This is a genomic window from Bacillus sp. 3a, assembly GCF_017161885.1.
GTDB lineage: Bacteria > Bacillota > Bacilli > Bacillales > Bacillaceae > Bacillus > Bacillus safensis.
Window position 1 is genome coordinate 1,393,760 of sequence record NZ_CP067376.1, and the last position, 21,171, is coordinate 1,414,930.

Genomic DNA, 21,171 nt, shown 5'->3' on the forward strand with positions numbered 1-21,171 from the left:
ACAATGGCTGATCAATTAACTGTAACAACACTGTATGCACGTCAACAAATGGCAAAGGCAAGAGCCGAAGGAACAAAACTTACAAAAGTCGTCAAAATGGCCTTTGGAAATGGGGGAACGAAGGATGGAAAACCGATCTCACTAGACGGCACTGAACAAAAACTCAAAAAAGAACTAGTTCAAAAAAATATTGATTCGTTTACTTTTATGGAACCAGCAAAAATCCGCTACACCTGCACGATCGCGGAAGGAGAACTGACAGGAGAAGTGATCAACGAACTAGCACTTGTCGACGAAGACGGTAAATTCACCGCCATCCGCACCATGACAGACAAACAAAAAGATGGCGACATCGAATTTGTTTTTGAGATTGATGATATTTATTAATGGAGGGATTTAAATGGAAATAAATTCACCGAAAACATTTGAAACTAGTGACAAAGCTCATGCTGATTTATTCAATGAAATGGTTCAAACCTTGCTTGAAAACGACAATGGACTGTTAGAACTGCTTACAAGTCACACTCAGGATATGAACTTCCATGCATCGGATGAAGAAAAGAAAAAATGGAATGACTCGCAAATCTATAAAATAACTGCAGATAATGGTATGCAGCTTATCAATGTCTCAGCAGACTCAAAAATATTTGATGCAATTAAGGATAAAGGAACATGTACATTTTACGCAGCTCCTGGAGTTGAAGATTCTCCATCATCGTCAAATATATCACTAAGAGGTATGCAAATAGTAGGCCAAAATAACATAGGGGCAGGCTTTGCGGTAGATATAGCAGGGAAGGCATACAGCTTTTATTACAATCATGGGCATACGACTATTACTTGGACACCTCTTCCGAGTATAAACGATTTAAATAAATGGAATGAAGGGCAACTATCTAAGATTACTGCGGATAATGGAGGGGTGATTCTATCTGTTTCTGATGGTGAAGATTTACTTGAAAAGGTAGTTTCTTTAGGTCCAAGGCATGGAACATTTTATGTTACAGGTAAAGCATTAAACAGCCCAACAACAAGATCGTGTCGTGGTATGTATCATTTTACTTCTCAAGATAGTAATGGAAAAGGGACATTTGGATGGGTCATAGCAATAGATTATAACAATTACATGTATACAAACTATCTTGATTTAAATTTGGGGTGGCAAGGCTGGAAACGTGTTTTAACAAAGGAGGATATGGATAATACTTCTTTTGTTGATACGTATGATCTCGATAATTCTTCTGTATCAGCCGTTGAAAACGTTCCAACAAAACTGAATTTTGGTGATACAAGATCAGACGATTTAGGAGAGTATAATCGTTCGCGCGCTGAAATTACACTGAAAAACAATGGTCTGTATTTAATTAGGCTTTATCTTAATAGCAATAACATTCCTGTTGGATCAGATAGCATTTTGTCATGTTATGTGAATGGTACAGAATTTCAACGATTAGGTAACTGGAATCCTGTCGTCTCATCAAGTGTATGTGTATTATACCTTCAACAAAAGTTTAAAGCAGGAGATAAATTAACATTTTATATTACACCCAAAAACACTGGGAGAACCATTACAGTAAATAGAGCTTATGTTACCTTGTCACAGCTAAGATAGGATTATTTGAAAAAGAAAGTGTGTGAGCAAATCGGAGGTAGCTGTCTTTCACTTTTTCCGTTTTATGTGCTTAATACAACAAAGGAACGAGAACATAAGTTCAATGCTAACATCGCCTAATAATAATGGTTTTTTGAAAGGAGAAAAAGATCATAAAAACACCTCAACCTTTTAGTACGAGCGATAAGGCTCATGCAGATCTCTTTAACAATCTAGTGAAGATTTTGATTGAAAATGACCAGGAACTATTAGAACAATTCAATCTTCATACGGGAGATACAAACCCTCACGTCTCTGATTCAGAAAAGAAGAAATGGAATGAATCACAGCTATATAAACTGACAAATGATAACGGGTCCCATTTGATCAATATCCCTGCCGGCGGCAGTATTTATGAAGGAATTAAAGCGCTAGGTGCCTGCTCATTCTATGCCCCAGGAGGATCTGGAGTAGTTGATTCTCCTGCTGTTGGGAACGCTGCATTAAGAGGCTTCCAGCTTGTAGGCCAAAACAATATTGGTGTAGGAATCGCAATTGACACATTAGGCAATGCATTTTATTTTTCCTATTATGTAAAAGACATTGGAATCAACTGGGTGCAGATGCCGACTCAAAATGAAAAAAACAAATGGGATGCAGGACAATTGTCTAAAATCACTGCTGATGATGGAAAAGCTTTTGAAAGAATTAATGCAGATGATCCTAGCATTTTAGATAAGCTGATAAAGTTGCCGGGAGTTCACTCATGGTACATCCATGAAGCACATCCAGATCTTCCGACAAGAAGTTCCATGAGGGCTTTGTCTGTTTTTAGTGAAAATACCTACGGCTGGGTCATCGGTGCAAACAATACAGGAGATGTCTATATTAACCGTTCAACAACTGATGTAACAGGTACCCAACAAGAGTGGAGCGGTTGGAAACGTCTCAATGACCATAACCTATTAAACTCAAAGGGATTAAGACTTTCAATGCCAATAGGTACTGATATTTTAACGCTGCCATCCGGATTTTACTTTGCTGTTGGATCTAATGTTTTAAATATGCCTGTCGATAATGATTCTTCTTGGTTTAATATCGATATTTTAGAAACTGTAAATGGTAGAAAGAGCATTCATATTATTAGAAGTTATGACAACACTCATTGGTTTGGTACTGTTCATACTGACGGTGTTTTCAAAGGGTGGAAAAAAATAGTAACTGATGCCGATTTTGAAAGTGTCAAGTGGCTAGATGTCACATTAGCCAATGGTTCCTCTATTGGAGACAGACCGGTTCAATATGTTAAATGGGGAAACTTATTATTGTTGAGGGGCCATCTGATAGCAAATAGAGAAGTGATCTGTGGAAGTATTCCAAATACAGGCCTACCCGATAAAGGCATAGTAGTATCAGTCCCAGTATCAGGCACAACGGGTCATAGTAAACTATATATATATAAGACAGGAGAGCTAAAACTAACTGGTTTACATGCAGTGAATAACAGTGGGGTAACTGGCTACTATTTAGACACAGTCGTCCCATTAAATTAAGGAAGTGATAGTATGATACAAGTTTATGAGTACAACCATCAAAATGAATTGGTCAGACCTATCGAAGTGTTCAAAAGGGATGAGGAAGGTAATTATGTCATTCCAGATCAATGCACAACAATTGCCCCACCCAATAATCCCTCTTTTTATAAAGCAGCTTTTGATGTGGAAAAACAACAATGGTATGAATCAGCGACACAGGAGTATATAGATAGCCTAAAACCAGCCCCTCTCCCGCTAAGTGATATAGAACTTTTAAAGAAACAAAATGCTTTATTATCTAAACAATTAACGCAGCTATTGGCTATGCAGACAGGGGGGACTTTAGAATGATGTTTCCAACTGTAGCAGATATCAAACAATTTTGGGACTGGCAATGTTACGGCCCAGAGGACATTGCATTTTATGTAAGCATCGGCTGGATCTCGGCAGATGACTATCAAGACATAACAGGAGACAAATACGAAGCCTAATGGCTTTATTTTTTTACCGTAAAAAGGTGATTCCAGCGGCTTAGGTTAATCAACCATTAAATCATAAATTATCCTCAATCTCATTGAAACAATTTATGGAGTTGTAGAAAGGAGAGAACACATTGGATATAAAAACTCCTCGTTCTTTTGAAACGAGTGATAAAGCTCATGCTGATCTATTCAACGATATGTTGAAAATACTGATTCATAACGACACTGGTATATCAGAACAATTAACTAATCATATCGATGATTCGAGACAGCACTCTTCAGAAGTAGAAAAAAAGAAATGGAATGAGTCGCAGCTGTATAAAATTACAGGTGATGACGGAGTACATCTTATAAATATTCCTGCCGGCACAAAAATTTATGACTCAATTAAAGACAAAGGGACATGTACATTTTATGCGCCCAGTGGAATAGAGGATAGCCCTTCACAATTTGCCATTAGAGGGATACAGACAGTGGGACAAAATAACATTGGAACAGGTTTTGCGATAGATACTTCAGGTAATGCATATTACTTCTACTATAATTCTAGCCATTTATCTATCACTTGGACTCAGATTCCGACAGCAGCTGAAAAAGATAAATGGAACAACAGTCAGCTCCATAAAATAACAAGAGATAACGGTCAACCCTTTTACAAAAGCATAAGTGAAACCACCGACTATAACGAAATGACAGAAACAGGAATGTATCTCGTTTATAATACTGGTCTTAATGGTCCAAAAGAAATCAAAAGGGCATTTATGACCGTGATCAGTTATGGGAATACTCTGCTGCAAGCTATATATGATGCAGTTAATGGTCTGAACTCTTTTTATAGAATTAGGAAGACTGACTATACATGGACCGAATGGGAAAGGCAGCTCACATCTACAGATTTAAATGCTATTCAATCATTCCCTATTACTGATAATAATGGACAGGGGAAGGTTTATATCAGTAATACGGACGATTTCCATGAAATATTACCAAAGTATCGAGGTTTAGTTCATTTTGTATCTGCAAATGCGCCAATCAATGGACCTGGTACTGCGTTAAGGGGGATCTGGACTTGTAATAGCACAAGTACGTACGGGCAGGCAATTGGCTTTGACAACTTAAACCGCACGTGGCGTAAGACAATAGCGAATGGCGTATGGTCAAAATGGGAACGTTTGTTAACCAGCGCAGAGCCAATAGAATGGAAGTCCCCGACAAAAATAATAAACGGATGGAAAGAATACGGGACTCAAAAAGTGCAATTTTATAAGAATGCATTTGGAGAGGTAGAGTTAATTGGTTCAATTACAGGGGGTACTATCGGTTTTGAGGTACCTGCTTTTACATTACCAAGTGGTTATCGTCCTATACAGGGAATGCATTTTATAGGGGTAGCATCTAGTATAGGTGGTGGTTCAACACCACAAACACACAGAACACATATTGATACTGATGGTAATGTGTATATACAAAGTGTCTCCAATTCAACAAACCCAAATGAATTTATCACTTTCGGCTTTAAATTCATGGCTGCACAGGAGGGATGAAAGTGAAATGGATATATAAATACGACGGAAAATTCAATTACCTTCCAGGGGAAGAAATAGAAATTGAAGAGGAAGCAGACATCCCAAAAGGATATACAGATGTAAGACCTCAAGATGGTTTGTACAACGGTAAATACAATGAAGAGAAAAGGGCATGGTATGAGTCAGCAACACAAGCATACATTGATAGTTTACAGCCAAAACCGCTGCCACCATCAGAAATTGACCTATTAAAACATCAAAATGCTGATCTGCTTCAGCAGCTGGCAGAGTCAAAAGAGAGTAGAAGAACAATCAAAAACAATATCAGAACTTATCATGTTGCTGAATGAAAAGGAGGTCATTTAATTGGATTGGTTCCGTAGTATTTCATTGTTCTATCAATGGAAGTGTTATGAAAATCAAGACGTAGCAAAATTTGTTCGGTTCGAGAAGATTACGCCAAAACAATACAAAGAAATAACAAAAGAAGAATATCCAACAAACGCTGAATAGGCGTTTTTATTTTGCCTCCTTTAAGGATGCGCAAAGTGAGGGAGTAGGTGAGTGCAGTGGAAATGGATTTGACTCAATATTTAATGACACAAGGACCGTTTGCGGTGTTGTTTTGTTGGGTGCTGTTTTACGTATTAAACACAACAAAGGAACGAGAAAACAAGCTCAATGAGCAAATCGAGGCGCAAAATGATGTGTTAGCAAAGTTTAGTGAAAAGTATGACGTCGTGATCGATAAGCTCGATAAAATCGAACGAAATTTAAAATAGGAGGAAAGATCATGAAAACATTCGACAAAGGTACTGTGATTCGCACAGTGCTTCTTTTTATTGCTCTGATCAATCAAACGCTTGTCATGTTTGGACAGACGGTGCTGCCGATTAGTGAGGAGCAAGTACAAACCGCAGGTGAAGCACTATATGTGGCAGGTTCTACAATTTTCACTATGGTCACAGCGGTAATAGCTTGGTTTAAAAACAATTATGTGACCTACAAAGGCCAATTACAAAAAGATGCTCTGAAACAAAGAGGGCTAACAAAATAATACTTGAAGGAGAAACGACATGGTAAAAATCATTCAAGCATTGATTCCAAAACAACATCGCAACAGACCAGGAAACACGATGAAGCCGCTCTATATTACAGTGCATAATACATCTAACAGTGCAAAAGGTGCTAATGCGGCCAGTCATGCAGCATTTGTTGCACGTTCAAGTACCGGGGTGAGCTGGCATTACACCGTTGATGATCAGGTGATTTATCAGCATTTACCGTTAAACGAAAACGGCTGGCACGCAGGGGATGGCAGAGGCACCGGCAATATGAAATCAATTGGAATTGAAATTTGTGAAAATGCAGACGGCAATTTTGAACAAGCAGTTGAAAATGCCCAATGGCTCATTCGAAAGCTGATGGGAGATTTCGGAATTCCTTTATCAAATGTAGTGCCTCATAAACATTGGAGCGAGAAAGAATGTCCAAGGAAACTTCTCGGACGGTGGGATCAGTTTAAAGCTAGAATAGCCACAACGCATACCGGCAGCAAAAGTACAAGAAAACCAGTTCAAGCAGAAAGTTTGAGCCACAAAACACCCGTTTCCAAACAGAAATCGTCAAATCTGCCATCTGGCATTTTAAAAGTCACCAAGCCCTTAACAAAAGGCCCTCAAGTCACAGCCGTGCAAAAAGCCTTATCTTCTCTCTATTTTTACCCAGACAAAGGGGCAAAAAACAACGGGATTGACGGCTATTATGGACCGAAAACGGCGAATGCGGTCAAGCGGTTCCAGCTCATGAATGGCTTAACTGCAGACGGAATTTACGGACCGAAGACGAAGAACAAAATCGAAAAAATGTTGAAAAAGTGATTTTTCATCATCAAGGGTAAATGGTAAACGCAATAAGGTAAGAAAATTGCTATATTACATCTTCAACAGCCCAAAAAGAACACCCATAAGCTCACTGATAGAGATTTAAGAGAGCTTTTGGGCAAAACACGCAAAGACTGAGAAGAGCCAAAGGCGGGCGTACAAGCGCAAATAACGGAGAGGGGAAACAGCAAGAACAAAAAAAAGATTGAAGGACTAATTCACAATTATCACTGGATGGCGAAAGAGGTTCAGCGGCTCCAGCGTGTTATATATGGTACTGACATTCCTATGCGAAGGTGGGGTGTGGCGCAATACGGCATTGAGGCAACCTTACCAAAAGGGAGCAAAGGAAAAAGCCAAGCTGAATTACGTGACATGGATATGAGGGAAGAAAGATTATTTAAACGTCTTCGGAAATTTGAAGAACGTGTAGATGCAATAGAAACGGCAGCAAGCAAAATCTAAGGGGAGAAAAACAGAGTCGTGTATGACTGCATGATGGAGGGTATGAGTTATCGAGCTATCGGACTTCACTTGGGCCTGTCTCGTGAAAAGGTCCGCCAGATGAATGATAATATCATCAACCAATTATGCCATTTTGTGCACTTGTTGAATGATGAAAAATCCGTAGTGTAAAATGGAAGGCAGTCTGTGGAGGCGCAATATTACCGCGTCTCCACAGACTTAAATTCGCTAGATAATCCCACTTCTTATTTGTAATAACATTATGATAGTCTTATGTTACAAATAAGAATTGGATGTGTATATCAAATGGACGGGAATTCTAGCACTATCAGGGCTGAAGAATTAAAGAGAATCATTCGAAATTGGGGTCTTCCAATAGTATTATTAAGCAATAAAGAAAATATTGAATTCAAATTCTCTGATGAGGGAATAAAAAATAATACTGAGACAAACTATCGTATTGACGCAGGAACCTGTAAATTTTGTTTATATGATGTGAAAGAAGAGAAGCCTTTATTTAGTATGGAGTTTTATCAAATTAGTGATAGAATAGCTGCATTACGACCTGTAGGCAAGCCAATTGAAAAACCACTAGTATTGGAATTTTTATATGTGCACGATGATTCTTTAAGAAAAAAAGGTATTGCAACGTTTTATATGAAAAAAGTTCTTAGATATGCAAAATCAATTAAAGTTGACTATCTTAAAATAAAGCCTAATGCAAACGCAGATAATTTTAAAAAAGATAAAAAAACAAATGCTTTAAATCAAGAAGAGTTAGAGCAATTCTATTCAAAATTTTGCACCCCAGAGATGCCTGTAAAACTAAATCCTTTAAAGTAAATTCGTTCGACAAATTTTGCAAATGGTTCCATGTGTTTATTTCCTGTCGATATAAAGATGGGGGGTTGATTATTAATGAGTCAAAAGAAAGTGAGATTCGAATATTATCAAGTGGTATTTGTGAAAAAAGAGGACGATCAAAATGGTAGGGAAAGATTGTTTGATCTCTTGCCTTGGATGGCAAAAGCCAATCAAAAGTCTTTAGAAGGCCGGACATACGACTATAGACAAGAACAGGCTAGATTAGAAGAAGCAACATGGGACGATGAATTGCAGATATATTATTTGCATTTTGTCAGACTTAGAGATCATATCCCTTCAACTGCAAAAACCTCTGAGAAAGTAATACCGCTTGAATTAGAAGATGATGAGTATATTGGAGAAGAAGTGTCAGCTTTATATGATGAGTCAAATCATGTGTTAATGTTACAAAGAAACAAATATAGTTTAGGTCCAGAGGGAATCGAAGACTATTTGAATTTAATTTGGAATTCAGAAGAAGAAACAATTTATCTAAGAGCTATTTGTCCACCGAATATTTTTGAGAATGCTAAAAAATCAGCTCAATACAGGAAAATAACTCTTAAATTTGCTGATCTTAAAAAACATAATGGTAATTCAAATGGTTTTTTGGGTCGACTTAAATCGCCTGTAAGTAATTTGTTTCAAAGTTTCAATAAATATGAGGGTGTAAATGCACAAATTACTATTACTGTTGGAAATACTAAAAATTCATTAGATGAAGAAGCAATTCATGAAACTTTAAACGATCTTCAGGAACACAGAGACTTGTTTTCAGGAGCTGAATTAGCCCGAAGAAGTAATGTTGATACTCCAGTGGAATTAATCGATTTATTTGAACATAAAGCACATGACTTCGGAACATTTAGAATGGAAAAAAGACAAACTCTAAATCACCATTCAATTGTAGCTGAGATGTGGAAAATTTATGGAGCTAAAGAAGGCTGTAGGAATAGACAGCGAGATATTAATTCTTATTTAAGGGGCTAGATAGGAGAAATCACATGACAGTTAATAATCAATCTAAAAAATATGAATATGTCCACCTTTTTGTGCCCGGATTAATTTCAATGGGAATTGTCTTTTTAACTATGCGTTCTGGAATCAATTATAACTTCAAAAACTTAGATAAAGTGCTTGAAGGTACAACGAATTTCAGTTCAATTCTTTTAGGTTTTTTGGGTGCATTATTAGGTATTCTATTAAGCATTAAGGACAGTGATATTGTAAGATATATCTTTGATCAAAAAGGTTCTTCATGGTTAAAGTTTTATTTTAATGAATCATTCATATTCGGATTGATAGTAGTTATATTATCGGCTGTTATGCAGGTGTTTATTGATGATAGTAGCACATTTGCTAAGGTGCTATTCTTAAGCTGGATATTTGCTTTGACGTACTTTATGTATTCTACTTTTCGAATTGTGAGGTTTTTGATGAAAATCTTCTTTAATTCTAATGCTGTTAATGCTAATGATAGACCAGAGTCGAATCTAGTTGAAGATGATCAACAAAGGCTTGAAATGAGAAATTCTTTGACACAAAATAACAGCGGAGATTAAATTATATTTCTAATGGCATTAAAGCGGATAAGATGTAAATAGTTCCATGTGCTAACATATTACAGACTCTATTGATGGATGGTGAATTAGTAGTGGAAACGAAAACTTATTACGATTATTGTGTTCATAAAATAAAAGGCTCATTAGATGATAAAGGTCCTCTAGCTGAACTTGAAAACCTTCTGAAACTTCAAGGTGAAGAAGGCTATAGACTTGGTAATGCTATACCGCAAGTTTATGAAGGTAGTACAGAGTCAACAATACTAATATTTGAATCAGAATATGAAGACAAAGCCTAAACTGAGTTTTCAAAAAGCATCCTGCGGGGTGCTTTTTTAGTCCCTGTAAACTGCTTCCGATAATTCTTTACATCAAGCATCGGCTTAAAGGTAGAGTGCGGCGGCAGTTTAGAGCGAATGAAAAAGTTTTACATAAACAAAAAAGAATTAGCAATAATAAATTTTGAATAGGGGGTGTTAGAAATGGAATGCCAACCAAATAATGATCCTCAGCTTTTACGGGATAACGGAAATCTACCTATTATAAAACTGGTTGAAAATATATATAGCGGCGGTGCTCCTACAAGAAACCAAAACGCGAAGACGCACGGGTTTTTATTCAAAGCACATGCCGGCTGAAGCGTTTGAGATCATGCAAGACATTCAGGAGTTTTCACCTGTTGATCTGCTGTGGGAACAAATACAGATTCAATTTACCGCAATTGTGAGGGCGCAAAAGATCATTTTCGTTGAAAGCAAAGACGAAATGATCAAAGAGCTTAAAAAGAAAAAATCAGTCGTTTCAGATTCTACAGATATTGAGGAAGAAGAATACGAGTTTCAGTTTGTCTGAGCTTAGGGGCTTAATAAAGCAATTTGACAACATAGCCCATGAGACAGACGAAAGACGGCTTAAACTGAAGCAGATGCGCTTAAACACCGAGAAGACTAAGAAAGCCAAATTTGTTGCAAGATTAATCTTTTACTTTCAAACCCAAAAAATAAGAAAAGCCTATTACTGGAAAATTGGAAACTTGGCATGCTGCTAATCTTTCAGGTGTCACATTAATATTTTCAAAAAACAAGTACTAATGTCTATTCCTTTTATCTTTGTACTTGTAAAGTCAATATCATTTATATTGCATCTAATTAAATTTACTTTAATTAATTTGGAATTGAAAAAGTTAGAACTCTTTAATGGTGTAAACGGACTTCTTTTAAATCTGCTGTCAGCAAAATTGCTTAAATTAACTCGCAATTTTCAAAAGGTAAATTCCCTAAGCTCGATTTTGCCAAAACAATTCTTAAAAGTTTACAATTTTTAAATACGACTCTATGAATATTTGCTGAAGTTAAAATAGCATTTGATAAATTGCAGTTTTTTAATATTACATCCGTCAATTCTGTATTATCAGTCTTTAATTTTATGACGAACTGTGTGCAATAAAGTTTTTACGTTTTTGGTATGTTATTCACATTACTCACATGGCCCAGTAACAAGAGCTTTTTTTATTTGAACCGTCATTCTTTTTTCTATTAATTACAAGCAAGCTCATTTCGACATTAGATTTTTGACGACTTTTCTTGTATACGCTTTACCTTACCTGTTTTCCTTTAAAATGGTCCCAAAATGGACCAACACGAAAAAAAGAAGAAAGATAAGATGTTGAAAATAAGAAAAACCCTTACACCAGTAAGGGTTTTGTGTATGGAGCATAGCGGGATCGAACCGCTGACCTCTACGCTGCCAGCGTAGCGCTCTCCCAGCTGAGCTAATGCCCCGAGGTATGACGACATAACTTATTATAATCAATCCTCCTGTGAAATTCAAGCTGTAAAACGTAAACACATCGTCTATTTTTCTTTCTGTTCAATCGGAATATAGTCAAAAATTTCACCAGAATGAACAGAATGGGCTAATCGTCTCAGCCAGTCATAATAGGCTTTTGAGCTTTCAAGCTGCTCAATGAGCTGCTGCGCTTCCTCTCTTACATGCTCCTCCAGCTGATCATCACGCGACACCTCTTGAAGCCGCTCTTGCGCTTCTTCAATTGCCGCTAAATTGACCTCGACCTCACGTTCCCATTTTTGCGGAAAGAAGTTCGTGAAAAACTTAAAAAAATCTTTTTCCGCAACAAAGCTGTGTTTTCTTCGGCCACGGTGAAACGTCTTTTTGACAATATTCATGTCTTGCAGCTTTTTCACACCCGTGCTCATACTCGGCTTACTCATTTGCAGCTCTTCACGCATTTCATCCAGTGTCATTTCCTCATTTAAATACATCGTTCCATATAGAATACCTGCACTTCTTGTAATGCCATAGAGATCCATCGTTTCAGCTATGGAATCAATGACTAGATCTTTAGCAGCTAAAATACGATCTTCTGCTTGCGGTTTTTCCTGCTTTTTCATTTTGTCCCTGCTTTCTATTAAGAAAATTCAATCCGTTCAAAAAAATCTTTATGGACTATATGTTAACGAAAGAATACAAAATGTCAAAATAAATGAAGCATATCTCCCTTTGACAGAAAAATTTGAACATGATAAGTTAATTATGTTCAGAACGTTAAATTTTTATTTAACAAACTTACCAAAGAGAATCAGAGGAGGTTCCTTCTATGAGTCAAACACTATTTATAGACGGACAATGGGTTGGTGCTAAAAGTAGCGACACACGGGATATCATCAATCCGTTCAATCAAGAAGTGATCGCGACAGTCAGTGAAGGATCTAGAAATGACGCGCAGCTAGCCATTAAAGCAGCGAGAAAAGCCTTCGATCAAGGGGACTGGGCAAACCTGCCTGGACTTGAAAGAGGAAATATTATGTTTAAGATAGCTGAATTGATTAGACGTGATCTTGATGAACTTGCCAAATTGGAATCGCTTGATACAGGCAAAACATTAGAGGAAAGCAAAGCAGATATGGACGATATTGCGAACGTGTTCCAATATTACGCAGGTCTGGCTGATAAAGATGGCGGGGAAATCATTGCATCGCCAATTCCAAACTCGAAAAGTGAATTAGTCAGAGAGCCTGTCGGTGTATGCGGACAAATCACTCCTTGGAACTATCCATTGCTTCAAGCAAGCTGGAAAATCGCTCCTGCACTTGCGGCGGGAAATACAATCGTTTTAAAGCCAAGTGAAATCACACCACTCACCACAATAAAAGTATTTAAACTCATGGAAGAAGCGGGCGTTCCAGCAGGTGTTGCAAACCTAGTGCTTGGACCTGGGGCAACCGTTGGAGATGAGCTTGCTGTGAATGATCAAGTAGATCTGATTTCATTTACAGGCGGGATTGAAACAGGGAAGAAAATTATGCAGGGAGCCAGCGGGAATGTGAAAAAAATAGCCCTTGAGCTTGGCGGAAAGAATCCGAATATTGTGTTTCAAGATGCTGATTTAGACGTAGCGGTTGACCAGGCGATGAATGCTGTGTTTTTCCATGCAGGGCAAGTGTGTTCAGCAGGTTCACGTTTGCTGGTGGAAGAATCTATTCATGATGAATTTTTAGAAGAACTGGTGAAGCGTACGAAAAAAATCAAGCTAGGAAGCGGCTTTGATGAAGACACCCAGAGCGGGCCGCTCATCTCAGCTGAGCATCGAGAAAAAGTAGAAAAATACGTCAGCATCGGTTTAGAAGAAGGCGCTAAGTTAGAGACAGGCGGAAAAAGACCTGACGCAGAGGAGCTGCAAAATGGGTTCTTCTACTTGCCGACCATTTTCTCAGGCTGCACGTCAGATATGCGGATTGTACAGGAAGAAGTCTTTGGACCCGTCCTGACAGTCGAATGCTTCCGTACAGAGGAAGAAGTCATCAAGCTGGCAAATGATACGATTTATGGTTTAGCAGGAGCTGTGTGGTCTTCTGATATCAGCAAGGCCGAAAGAGTGGCTCGACAATTAAGATTGGGCACGGTTTGGATCAATGACTTCCATCCTTATTTCGCTCAAGCACCTTGGGGTGGATATAAGCAATCAGGCATTGGGCGCGAATTAGGACGTACGGGACTTGAAGAATATACCGAGTTGAAGCATTTATATCGAAATACAAAACCTGAAGCGGTTCATTGGTTTAAATAAAAATTACGCATTTGGAGGAGATTCTATATGACACTAAATATGAAAATTGAAAGCATGCAGAAATTCCATACATTTGAAATTCCAACTGTCATCAAACACGGCATTGGTGCAGTGAAACATGTTGGGGAAGAAGTGAAAGCATACGGCGTTTCAAAAGTATTGCTTGTAACAGACCCTGGTATTTATCAAGCCGGCGTGGTGGACCCAGTCATTGCTTCATTAAAAGAAGCACAAATCGATGTCGTTCTATTTGATAAAGTAGAGCCAAATCCGCCAGTCCGTCTAGTGAACGAAGGATCTGCTTTATATGAAAAAGAAGGCTGTAATGGATTAGTCGCAGTAGGCGGCGGCAGTTCAATGGATACAGCAAAGGCAATCGGAGTAGAGGCGACCCATGAAGGCTCAGTCCTTGATTACGAAGCGGCAGAGGGAAAAAAACCGCTAGAAAACAGAATCCCTCCTTTAACCACTATTCCGACAACAGCTGGTACAGGTTCAGAGGTAACGCAGTGGGCGGTCATTACTGATGAAGAAAGAGAATTCAAATTCAATACAGGTGGACCTCTCATTGCAGCTCATCTAACAGTGATTGACCCAGAGCTTCATGTATCCATGCCGCCTCATGTGACAGCAATGACTGGAATTGACGCACTTGCTCACGCGATTGAATGCTATACGATGAAATTTGCTCAGCCGATTACAGATGCGGTAGCGCTCATGGCGATTGAATATGCTGCTCATTATATTCGCCGTGCCTTTGCCGATGGCGAGGACTTAGAAGCCAGATATGGAATGGCACAAGCTGCGATGCTTGCCGGGCTTTCTTATGGAAGCGAATCAGCAGGAGCTGCACATGCGATGAGTCAAACACTCGGAGGCATTATTCCTGTAGCGCACGGTCAGTGTGTTGCAGCGATGATGGGACCAGTGATGGAGTATAACTGGAAAGGGTATCCGGAAAAATTCGCTCGAATTGCGCAAGCGTTTGGTATTGATACAAGCAGAATGTCAACAGAGGAAGCAGCCAAAGCAGCTGTGAATTGGATGTATGATTTAGTAGAAGATTTAGAAGTTCCTTCATTAGAAGAACAAGGTGTATCAAAAGATATGATTGATCGTTTATCTAAAGAAGCGATGAAAGATCCGCAAACAGTTGGAAACCCAAGAGATTTAAACGAAAAAGCGTACAAATGGATTTATGCTCGCTGCTTTGAGTTAACACCTAAAACGGTGTAACAATGAAAAAAGGCTCCCAAAAGGGAGTCTTTTTTATGTCTATAGTTGTTCTTTAATTTCTTTGATTTGATGAATATGGCGTTTTTCGTGTGCACCGATAAAATCAAGGTATTGCTTAAGGGATAGCTCTTTAAACACAGGGTGTGCAATGACGCGTTTGAAATCTTCCTCAGTAAATGTTGATAAAATTTGATTGAGCTGCTCACGTGCAGTATCGAGCTCATCCTTTAAATGTGTAGGTGTTACATGCTTGCGCTCAGGCTCAACAATACTAGGCGCAGTGGCTTTTTTCGAACGGTCCTCTGCCATTTCTACCGGCTTTGGTTCATATTCTTTAATTGGTGCTTTTTTACCCTCAGCAGCTAGATGTTTTGCTGCAACTAGGTCCATTTTCTTTAAATGATCTGCTACCTCTTGAATACTCCAAGTATCATCAGATAATTTTTGGTTCAATTGTTCTTCGCTCAAACCTTGCAGCTCGTGCCACAATTCTTGTCTCGCTTCATGTAATAAACTCATTTTCTTCATCACCTCAAGATCAAATTTTAACATAATGGTACATGACAATCATTCTTGAGCTATCCGAAAAACCCTTTGAAGAATTGTGATGAAATATGAAACCTTTACAAAAGTGGTTCGTATTACCTGTTAGAAGGAATACATTGGAGGTGAGTGTGGTCTAAATGAAACAAAAGATGTTCATTTCATGAAGAAAGGGTGAGGAAGATGGATGTGTTCGGGCTGCCTCTTCAGACGCTGTATTTATACATATTAATGATATCAGGAATCCTGACACTTGTTTTCGTCTTTTTCGGCGATGTATTTGATGGATTGTTTGAAGCGATCCCTGTTCCATTCCTTCAACCAACATTGATCCTCGCATTTCTTACCTTTTTCTCGGCTGGAGGGTTTATCTCTGAAAAAACAGCAATTGTAGGAAGTGGACTTGGCGCAGGATTATCTGCCATCCTCGCAGTGATCCTTGTGACCTGTTTGAATGTATTTGTACTAGTCCCGCTTTCCTCTGCTGAAGAATCTCTCTCTTATACGGAGGCCGATTTAAAAGGAAGAACTGGGGAGATCATTGTATCTGTTCCAAAAGACGGATTTGGAGAAGTGCTGTTAATCAGTAATAGCGGGAAAATCTCAAAGCCAGCTGTCAGTTTCGACCAAGAGGAGATTCCATATGGAACCCGTGTGCTAGTTGTCGAAGTGAACAAAGGCGTCTTATCTGTTATACCAAATGAAGAAATCTAGGAGGGAATGCTATGCCAGGAACAACGATTTTAGTGATCATTGGAATTGTGCTTGTGATTCTTATTGCACTTATTGGTGTATTTGTTTCTAAATACCGGACAGCAGGTCCAGATGAAGCATTAATCGTCACAGGAAGTTACCTAGGAAGTAAAAATGTCCACGTGGATGAAGGTGGAAACAAGATTAAGATTGTGAGAGGCGGCGGTACCTTTGTACTTCCAGTCTTTCAACAAGCAGAGCCGCTCAGCTTACTATCTAGCAAGCTAGACGTTTCAACACCTGAAGTCTATACCGAACAAGGTGTACCGGTCATGGCGGATGGAACAGCCATCATTAAAATTGGCGGATCGATTGAAGAAATCGCGACTGCTGCAGAGCAATTTTTAGGGAAAACAAAAGAAGACCGTGAAAACGAAGCAAGAGAAGTATTAGAAGGCCATCTTCGTTCCATCTTAGGATCAATGACAGTTGAAGAGATTTATAAAAACAGAGAGAAATTCTCTCAAGAAGTACAACGTGTCGCTTCTCAAGATCTAGCGAAAATGGGTCTTGTCATTGTATCGTTTACGATTAAAGATGTTCGTGATAAAAATGGCTATTTAGAATCTCTAGGTAAACCAAGAATTGCCCAAGTAAAACGCGATGCAGATATTGCAACAGCTGAAGCAGATAAAGAAACACGTATCAAACGTGCCGAAGCAGATAAAGATGCGAAGAAATCTGAGCTTGAGCGTGCTACTGAAATCGCTGAAGCAGAAAAGATCAATGAGCTGAAAAGAGCAGAATTCAGACGTGAACAGGATACGGCAAAAGCAAGTGCTGACCAAGCGTACGATCTAGAAACAGCTCGTAACCGACAGCACGTAACTGAACAAGAAATGCAAGTCAAAATCATTGAGCGTCAGAAACAAATTGAATTAGAAGAAAAAGAGATTCAGCGTCGTGAACGTCAATACGATTCTGAAGTGAAAAAGAAAGCAGATGCGGACCGTTATGCTGTTGAGCAGTCAGCTGCGGCGGAAAAAGCGAAACGCCTCGCTGAAGCAGATGCGAAGAAATACAGCATCGAAGCAATGGCCAAAGCAGAAGCTGAGAAAGTCCGTATTGACGGGCTTGCCAAAGCGGAAGCGGATCGTGCGAAAGGGGAAACAGAAGCAGAAGTCATTAGACTGAAAGGACTTGCGGAAGCGGAAGCAAAAGAGAAAATTGCGGAAGCATTCGAACAGTATGGCCAGGCAGCGATCCTTGATATGATTGTGAAAATGCTTCCTGAATATGCGAAGCAAGTATCTGCTCCACTTTCTAACATTGATAAAATTACTGTTGTGGATACGGGCGGTAACGGCGAAGGCAGCGGCGCCAATAAAGTGACCGGCTATGCGACAAACCTTATGTCCAGTCTTCAAGAAAGTCTGAAAGCTTCCTCTGGGATTGATGTCAAAGAAATTATTGAGAATTTCTCTGGCAAAGGCAATGTGAAACAAAGCATCCAAGAACTGACCAATGAAATCAAACAGCCAAGAAAAAAAGAAATCGCTGATCGTCAAATAGAAGAATAAAATCAAAAGACACCTTCTGATAGAAGGTGTCTATTTTATTTGGGGCACATGCCGGTGTCTTTTGATAGATGAAGAAAGATTCACAAGAATGCCTGCTGATATCATCATGAACACCAATGAAGATCCGCCGTAGCTAATAAAGGGAAGAGGTATGCCTGTAATGGGGAGAAGCCCGAAGACAGCTCCTAGATTAAATGCTGCTTGGAGCATGATTTGAAACGTGAGCCCGATCGTTAACAGTTTTCCAAATGGGTCGTGTAAAGCTTGCACAATTCGCATGGCTCGATACATGATGAGAAGATATGCACCAATCACAAGCAAAATTCCCATGATTCCCAGTTCTTCACTGATGATGGCCATGATAAAATCCGTATGGGCTTCAGGAAGAAAGCCCAGTTTTTGAATGCTTCCGCCTAAGCCATTTCCCGTCAGCCCGCCTGAATTCATCGCGAAATACGAATGAATCAGCTGATATCCATCCCCATTTTCATACTGAAAAGGATTACGAAAAGAAGTCAGCCGTTTTAAACGGTAAGGAGCTGTCACAGCAAAAAAAGTGATTCCCGCTGCGGCAGTCCATCCCAGCAAAATAAGATGGCGCGTTTTCAGTCCAGCGCATAATAAAATAATGCCGCAGCTTAATAAAATAGACACAGCTGTGCCTAAATCCGGCTGCTTTAAGATCAATAAAAAAGCAATCCCTAAAAGAATGAGTGGGGGCATTACACCTTTTTTAAAAGATGTAATGTACGCTTGTTTTTTCGCATACACATAGGCAAAATAGATCACCATCACTAGTTTCACAGCTTCTGAAGGCTGGAGCATGAGAGAACCTAGATGAATCCACCGCTGTGAATTATTTTTGACAACACCAATTCCAGGAAGCAGGACAAGGATGAGACATAGCAATGACAGTAAGACAAGCCACTTTATCCATTTGCGATAAATCTGATAAGGGAGAAGAGCGGCAATGAAGAAAAAGAATCCCCCCATCACGAGCCATTGCCATTGTTTGATAAAGAAATAGCTGCCCTGTTCATACTTCACTTCTCCTAAAGGATAACTTGCACTGTAGACCATCAGTAAACCAAATAAGCAGAGAAACACAATCGTACCAACAAGAATGCGGTCGATTCTTTTGAGATGGGATAAAAGGAATGTCATCATCTTCAACCCCAATTGCGACCAAACATATAGGATGATGATCTAAGATTGACACTAAACACGAGACCAATGGCGATCATGTTGGTCAATAGCGCACTGCCTCCATAGCTGATAAAAGGAAGTGCAAGTCCCGTCACAGGCATTAAACCGATTGTCATCCCTACGTTTTGGAAAACTTGAAACATGATCAGCCCAACGACACCTGCACATATGTATAATCCATAGAGTGTATTAGCGTGCATAGCCACGTGAATGATTCGGTAAATCATCATTAAGTACAGACACATCAAAAGAGAGGCGCCAATAAAACCAAACTCCTCACCAATGACGGCAAATATAAAATCCGTATGGGCTTCAGGGATATTGCCACCTTGTACTTGTTGCCCCTTTGTAAAACCGCTCCCTGATAATTGACCTGATCCAATGCCGAGTATCGATTGTTTCAGCTGATACCCGTATGTTGAATCAAATTCATCAGGAGAGAGCCACCCATAAATGCGATCAAGCTGATGAGGCTTAATGATTTTCGTAAAATGCTCAAAATGATGATTGTGCAGATAGATCAAAAAGGCAAGAAGTGCAAGAAAAGCAGCCATTAATGCAGCCGTCATCTTGCTCGAAATCCCTGATACAAGCATCAGTGTAAAGGCAATGGATAAGATCACGAGCGCTGTTCCTAAATCAGGCTGAATTAAGATGAGGAAAAAAGGGACGATAGTCCAGCAAATGACTTTAGTTGTAGGAATGATGCTTTCTTGAAAAGAAAATCGCTGATGCTTGTATTGGTTCAAGACAGCCGCAAGCAGCAGGATCACAAAAATTTTCATGAACTCTGATGGCTGAATTTTGATTGAACCGAAGCTGATCCACCTTTGGGAACCATTTTGACTCGTTCCGAAAAAATGCACAAGAATAATGAGAAAAATACCACCTGCAAATAACCGAAAAGATAAACGCTCAAGCAGCTCATAATCAAAGTAGGCAACTGCTGCCATGAGACCGAAACCGACGATATACCAGAAAATTTGCCTTTTGACGAAATAAAGCATATCTTGCGTTTCATACTGTCCCGATCCGCTATAAACAGCTAGTAGGCTGATGACAAATAAACAAATAACAGTGAGTAAAAGTGCGAAGTCAATGCTGTACTGTTTTTTCATGGATTCTTTTCCTGCTATGCCCTATTTGTCAGTTGGTTTAATATGACTTGCACCGCGGCAGCGTCATCAATATAGCCGATCGGAAAAATATAATCTGGTATTAAATCAACAGGCATAATGAAATAAAGGAGTGCGCCTCCCATCAGCATCAATTCTCGAGGAGTTCCTCGTCCATTGATGAATAAACTGTACATGTTTTTCAACTGCTCAAGAAATGGCCCGACGCCGCTTAGCGTCTTCATCTTTTTTTCAAACTTTGCCGTAATCGTTTCTTTTCCTTCAGCTGTTTGGCTGTAGACTTCGTATTCGTTTAACTTTTGTTCCAATTTGGTCTGACTAAACGTACCGTCGTAGATCTCTTGATCTTTTAGGGTTTTTTCAATCTCTTCTACCGCTTGAATGAACGTATCACCGTGCGCCTTTTCGTTTTTAATTGGATACCCTGAAGCAGTCAATAGTTGATCTAATGATATGTTCAGAGATTCTGAAAGCCGCTGCAGATGATTCAAAGTGGGTTTTCTTTTTCCATTCATGATTCTGGACAGTGTCGCTTTATCGATTCCTGTGTATGTGCTGAGCTCTCTTAAAGATAAAGAGCGTTGCTGCAATTTTTCCTTTAAAATTTGCCCAAGCTCTGTTGTCTTAATATCCATTTTCTACGCCATCCTTTTCATTATGTATCAACTCTTCTATAGAAGAAGTCGTACCCAATATAAAGGTGTGTTGACAAAATGTCAACGGATATCCTTTATTGATTGAATTTTAAAAAATAAGAATTTATCATAATATAAATAGGATAA

At 39.1% G+C, this 21,171-nt stretch carries 25 protein-coding genes, 1 tRNA gene and 2 pseudogenes; 21 read left to right on the forward strand and 7 right to left on the reverse strand.

What is annotated here, in order from left to right; translation table 11 throughout:
- The first annotated feature begins 3 nt into the window (after positions 1–3).
- The 17 genes and pseudogenes from JJ692_RS06870 to JJ692_RS06950 form a co-directional block, all read left to right on the forward strand.
- Entirely contained in the window at positions 4–387 is a 384-nt protein-coding gene (locus JJ692_RS06870; RefSeq protein ID WP_206534370.1) for a phage tail-collar fiber domain-containing protein, read from the forward strand.
- 13 nt (positions 388–400) lie between these two features.
- Positions 401–1,612 carry a hypothetical protein gene (locus JJ692_RS06875; RefSeq protein ID WP_206534371.1) on the forward strand — a complete coding sequence of 404 codons (1,212 nt, stop codon included), beginning with the start codon at positions 401–403 and terminating at the stop codon, positions 1,610–1,612.
- 215 nt (positions 1,613–1,827) lie between these two features.
- Positions 1,828–3,144, forward strand: a complete 1,317-nt coding sequence (locus tag JJ692_RS06880) for a hypothetical protein (RefSeq protein ID WP_241258026.1) — start codon at positions 1,828–1,830, stop codon at positions 3,142–3,144.
- A gap of 12 nt (positions 3,145–3,156) precedes the next feature.
- Positions 3,157–3,477, forward strand: a complete 321-nt coding sequence (locus tag JJ692_RS06885; RefSeq protein WP_206534372.1) for a hypothetical protein — start codon at positions 3,157–3,159, stop codon at positions 3,475–3,477.
- On the forward strand, positions 3,474–3,617 hold the full coding sequence (locus JJ692_RS06890) for an XkdX family protein (RefSeq protein WP_034624530.1): 144 nt from the start codon (positions 3,474–3,476) through the stop codon (positions 3,615–3,617). Before JJ692_RS06885 ends, JJ692_RS06890 begins: the two co-directional genes overlap by 4 nt.
- A gap of 122 nt (positions 3,618–3,739) precedes the next feature.
- Positions 3,740–5,152 (forward strand): hypothetical protein, encoded by a 1,413-nt coding sequence (locus tag JJ692_RS06895; protein ID WP_024423244.1) that lies wholly within the window; start codon positions 3,740–3,742, stop codon positions 5,150–5,152.
- Between the two features lie 2 nt (positions 5,153–5,154).
- Complete coding sequence (locus JJ692_RS06900; protein WP_241258028.1) at positions 5,155–5,484, forward strand: hypothetical protein; 330 nt, start codon at positions 5,155–5,157, stop codon at positions 5,482–5,484.
- Positions 5,485–5,500: 16 nt separating this feature from the next.
- The gene (locus tag JJ692_RS06905) at positions 5,501–5,647 is read left to right on the forward strand and encodes an XkdX family protein (RefSeq protein ID WP_134817523.1); all 147 of its coding nucleotides are present in this window, start codon (positions 5,501–5,503) and stop codon (positions 5,645–5,647) included.
- A gap of 56 nt (positions 5,648–5,703) precedes the next feature.
- The gene (locus tag JJ692_RS06910) at positions 5,704–5,916 is read left to right on the forward strand and encodes a BhlA/UviB family holin-like peptide (RefSeq protein WP_008344062.1); all 213 of its coding nucleotides are present in this window, start codon (positions 5,704–5,706) and stop codon (positions 5,914–5,916) included.
- 11 nt (positions 5,917–5,927) lie between these two features.
- A complete protein-coding gene (locus JJ692_RS06915; protein ID WP_019743388.1) occupies positions 5,928–6,191 on the forward strand; it encodes a phage holin in 264 nt (87 codons plus the stop codon).
- Positions 6,192–6,210: 19 nt separating this feature from the next.
- A complete protein-coding gene (locus JJ692_RS06920) occupies positions 6,211–7,014 on the forward strand; it encodes a peptidoglycan recognition protein family protein (protein WP_151863274.1) in 804 nt (267 codons plus the stop codon).
- A gap of 237 nt (positions 7,015–7,251) precedes the next feature.
- Positions 7,252–7,653: pseudogene (locus JJ692_RS19220) on the forward strand (sigma-70 family RNA polymerase sigma factor).
- Positions 7,654–7,788: 135 nt separating this feature from the next.
- Positions 7,789–8,325, forward strand: coding sequence for a GNAT family N-acetyltransferase (locus tag JJ692_RS06930; RefSeq protein ID WP_206534373.1), 537 nt, complete (start codon positions 7,789–7,791; stop codon positions 8,323–8,325).
- Between the two features lie 75 nt (positions 8,326–8,400).
- Positions 8,401–9,336 carry a DUF6731 family protein gene (locus tag JJ692_RS06935; protein ID WP_151863276.1) on the forward strand — a complete coding sequence of 312 codons (936 nt, stop codon included), beginning with the start codon at positions 8,401–8,403 and terminating at the stop codon, positions 9,334–9,336.
- A 14-nt stretch (positions 9,337–9,350) separates the two neighbouring features.
- Positions 9,351–9,908 carry a hypothetical protein gene (locus tag JJ692_RS06940; RefSeq protein ID WP_151863277.1) on the forward strand — a complete coding sequence of 186 codons (558 nt, stop codon included), beginning with the start codon at positions 9,351–9,353 and terminating at the stop codon, positions 9,906–9,908.
- A 92-nt stretch (positions 9,909–10,000) separates the two neighbouring features.
- Positions 10,001–10,207, forward strand: a complete 207-nt coding sequence (locus JJ692_RS06945; protein ID WP_151863278.1) for a hypothetical protein — start codon at positions 10,001–10,003, stop codon at positions 10,205–10,207.
- A 267-nt stretch (positions 10,208–10,474) separates the two neighbouring features.
- Positions 10,475–10,860: pseudogene (locus JJ692_RS06950) on the forward strand (phage terminase small subunit); the annotation flags it as partial.
- A 289-nt stretch (positions 10,861–11,149) separates the two neighbouring features.
- Here JJ692_RS06950 and JJ692_RS19285 read toward each other — a convergent pair.
- The 3 genes from JJ692_RS19285 to cudC form a co-directional block, all read right to left on the reverse strand.
- Entirely contained in the window at positions 11,150–11,308 is a 159-nt protein-coding gene (locus tag JJ692_RS19285) for a pentapeptide repeat-containing protein (RefSeq protein WP_192929567.1), read from the reverse strand.
- A 308-nt stretch (positions 11,309–11,616) separates the two neighbouring features.
- A tRNA-Ala gene (locus JJ692_RS06965) sits at positions 11,617–11,689 on the reverse strand.
- A gap of 72 nt (positions 11,690–11,761) precedes the next feature.
- The gene (gene cudC, locus JJ692_RS06970; protein ID WP_034284303.1) at positions 11,762–12,319 is read right to left on the reverse strand and encodes a transcriptional regulator GbsR; all 558 of its coding nucleotides are present in this window, start codon (positions 12,317–12,319) and stop codon (positions 11,762–11,764) included.
- A 206-nt stretch (positions 12,320–12,525) separates the two neighbouring features.
- Here cudC and betB point away from each other — a divergent pair, with 206 nt between their 5' ends.
- Positions 12,526–13,995: a betaine-aldehyde dehydrogenase gene (gene betB / locus JJ692_RS06975; protein ID WP_073207145.1), complete on the forward strand. Its 1,470-nt coding sequence runs from the start codon at positions 12,526–12,528 to the stop codon at positions 13,993–13,995.
- A gap of 27 nt (positions 13,996–14,022) precedes the next feature.
- A complete protein-coding gene (locus JJ692_RS06980) occupies positions 14,023–15,231 on the forward strand; it encodes a choline dehydrogenase (protein ID WP_065215259.1) in 1,209 nt (402 codons plus the stop codon).
- 39 nt (positions 15,232–15,270) lie between these two features.
- Here the strand turns inward: JJ692_RS06980 and JJ692_RS06985 are convergent, their stop codons facing one another.
- Complete coding sequence (locus tag JJ692_RS06985; protein WP_024423236.1) at positions 15,271–15,750, reverse strand: DinB family protein; 480 nt, start codon at positions 15,748–15,750, stop codon at positions 15,271–15,273.
- 207 nt (positions 15,751–15,957) lie between these two features.
- On the opposite strand from JJ692_RS06985, the gene JJ692_RS06990 reads away from it, so the two are divergent.
- Together JJ692_RS06990 and JJ692_RS06995 are read left to right on the forward strand one after the other, a co-directional pair.
- The gene (locus tag JJ692_RS06990; RefSeq protein ID WP_024423235.1) at positions 15,958–16,488 is read left to right on the forward strand and encodes an NfeD family membrane protein; all 531 of its coding nucleotides are present in this window, start codon (positions 15,958–15,960) and stop codon (positions 16,486–16,488) included.
- Between the two features lie 11 nt (positions 16,489–16,499).
- On the forward strand, positions 16,500–18,047 hold the full coding sequence (locus JJ692_RS06995) for a flotillin lipid rafts scaffold protein FloT (protein ID WP_024423234.1): 1,548 nt from the start codon (positions 16,500–16,502) through the stop codon (positions 18,045–18,047).
- 30 nt (positions 18,048–18,077) lie between these two features.
- Here the strand turns inward: JJ692_RS06995 and ftsW are convergent, their stop codons facing one another.
- Genes ftsW through JJ692_RS07010 form a run of 3 tightly spaced genes read right to left on the reverse strand, consistent with a single transcriptional unit; the run spans position 18,078 to position 21,024 of the window.
- Positions 18,078–19,211 (reverse strand): putative lipid II flippase FtsW, encoded by a 1,134-nt coding sequence (gene ftsW / locus JJ692_RS07000; protein WP_081372127.1) that lies wholly within the window; start codon positions 19,209–19,211, stop codon positions 18,078–18,080.
- A gap of 5 nt (positions 19,212–19,216) precedes the next feature.
- A complete protein-coding gene (gene rodA, locus JJ692_RS07005) occupies positions 19,217–20,371 on the reverse strand; it encodes a rod shape-determining protein RodA (protein ID WP_024423232.1) in 1,155 nt (384 codons plus the stop codon).
- Between the two features lie 14 nt (positions 20,372–20,385).
- A complete protein-coding gene (locus JJ692_RS07010; protein ID WP_024423231.1) occupies positions 20,386–21,024 on the reverse strand; it encodes a helix-turn-helix domain-containing protein in 639 nt (212 codons plus the stop codon).
- Between the last annotated feature and the right edge of the window lie 147 nt (positions 21,025–21,171).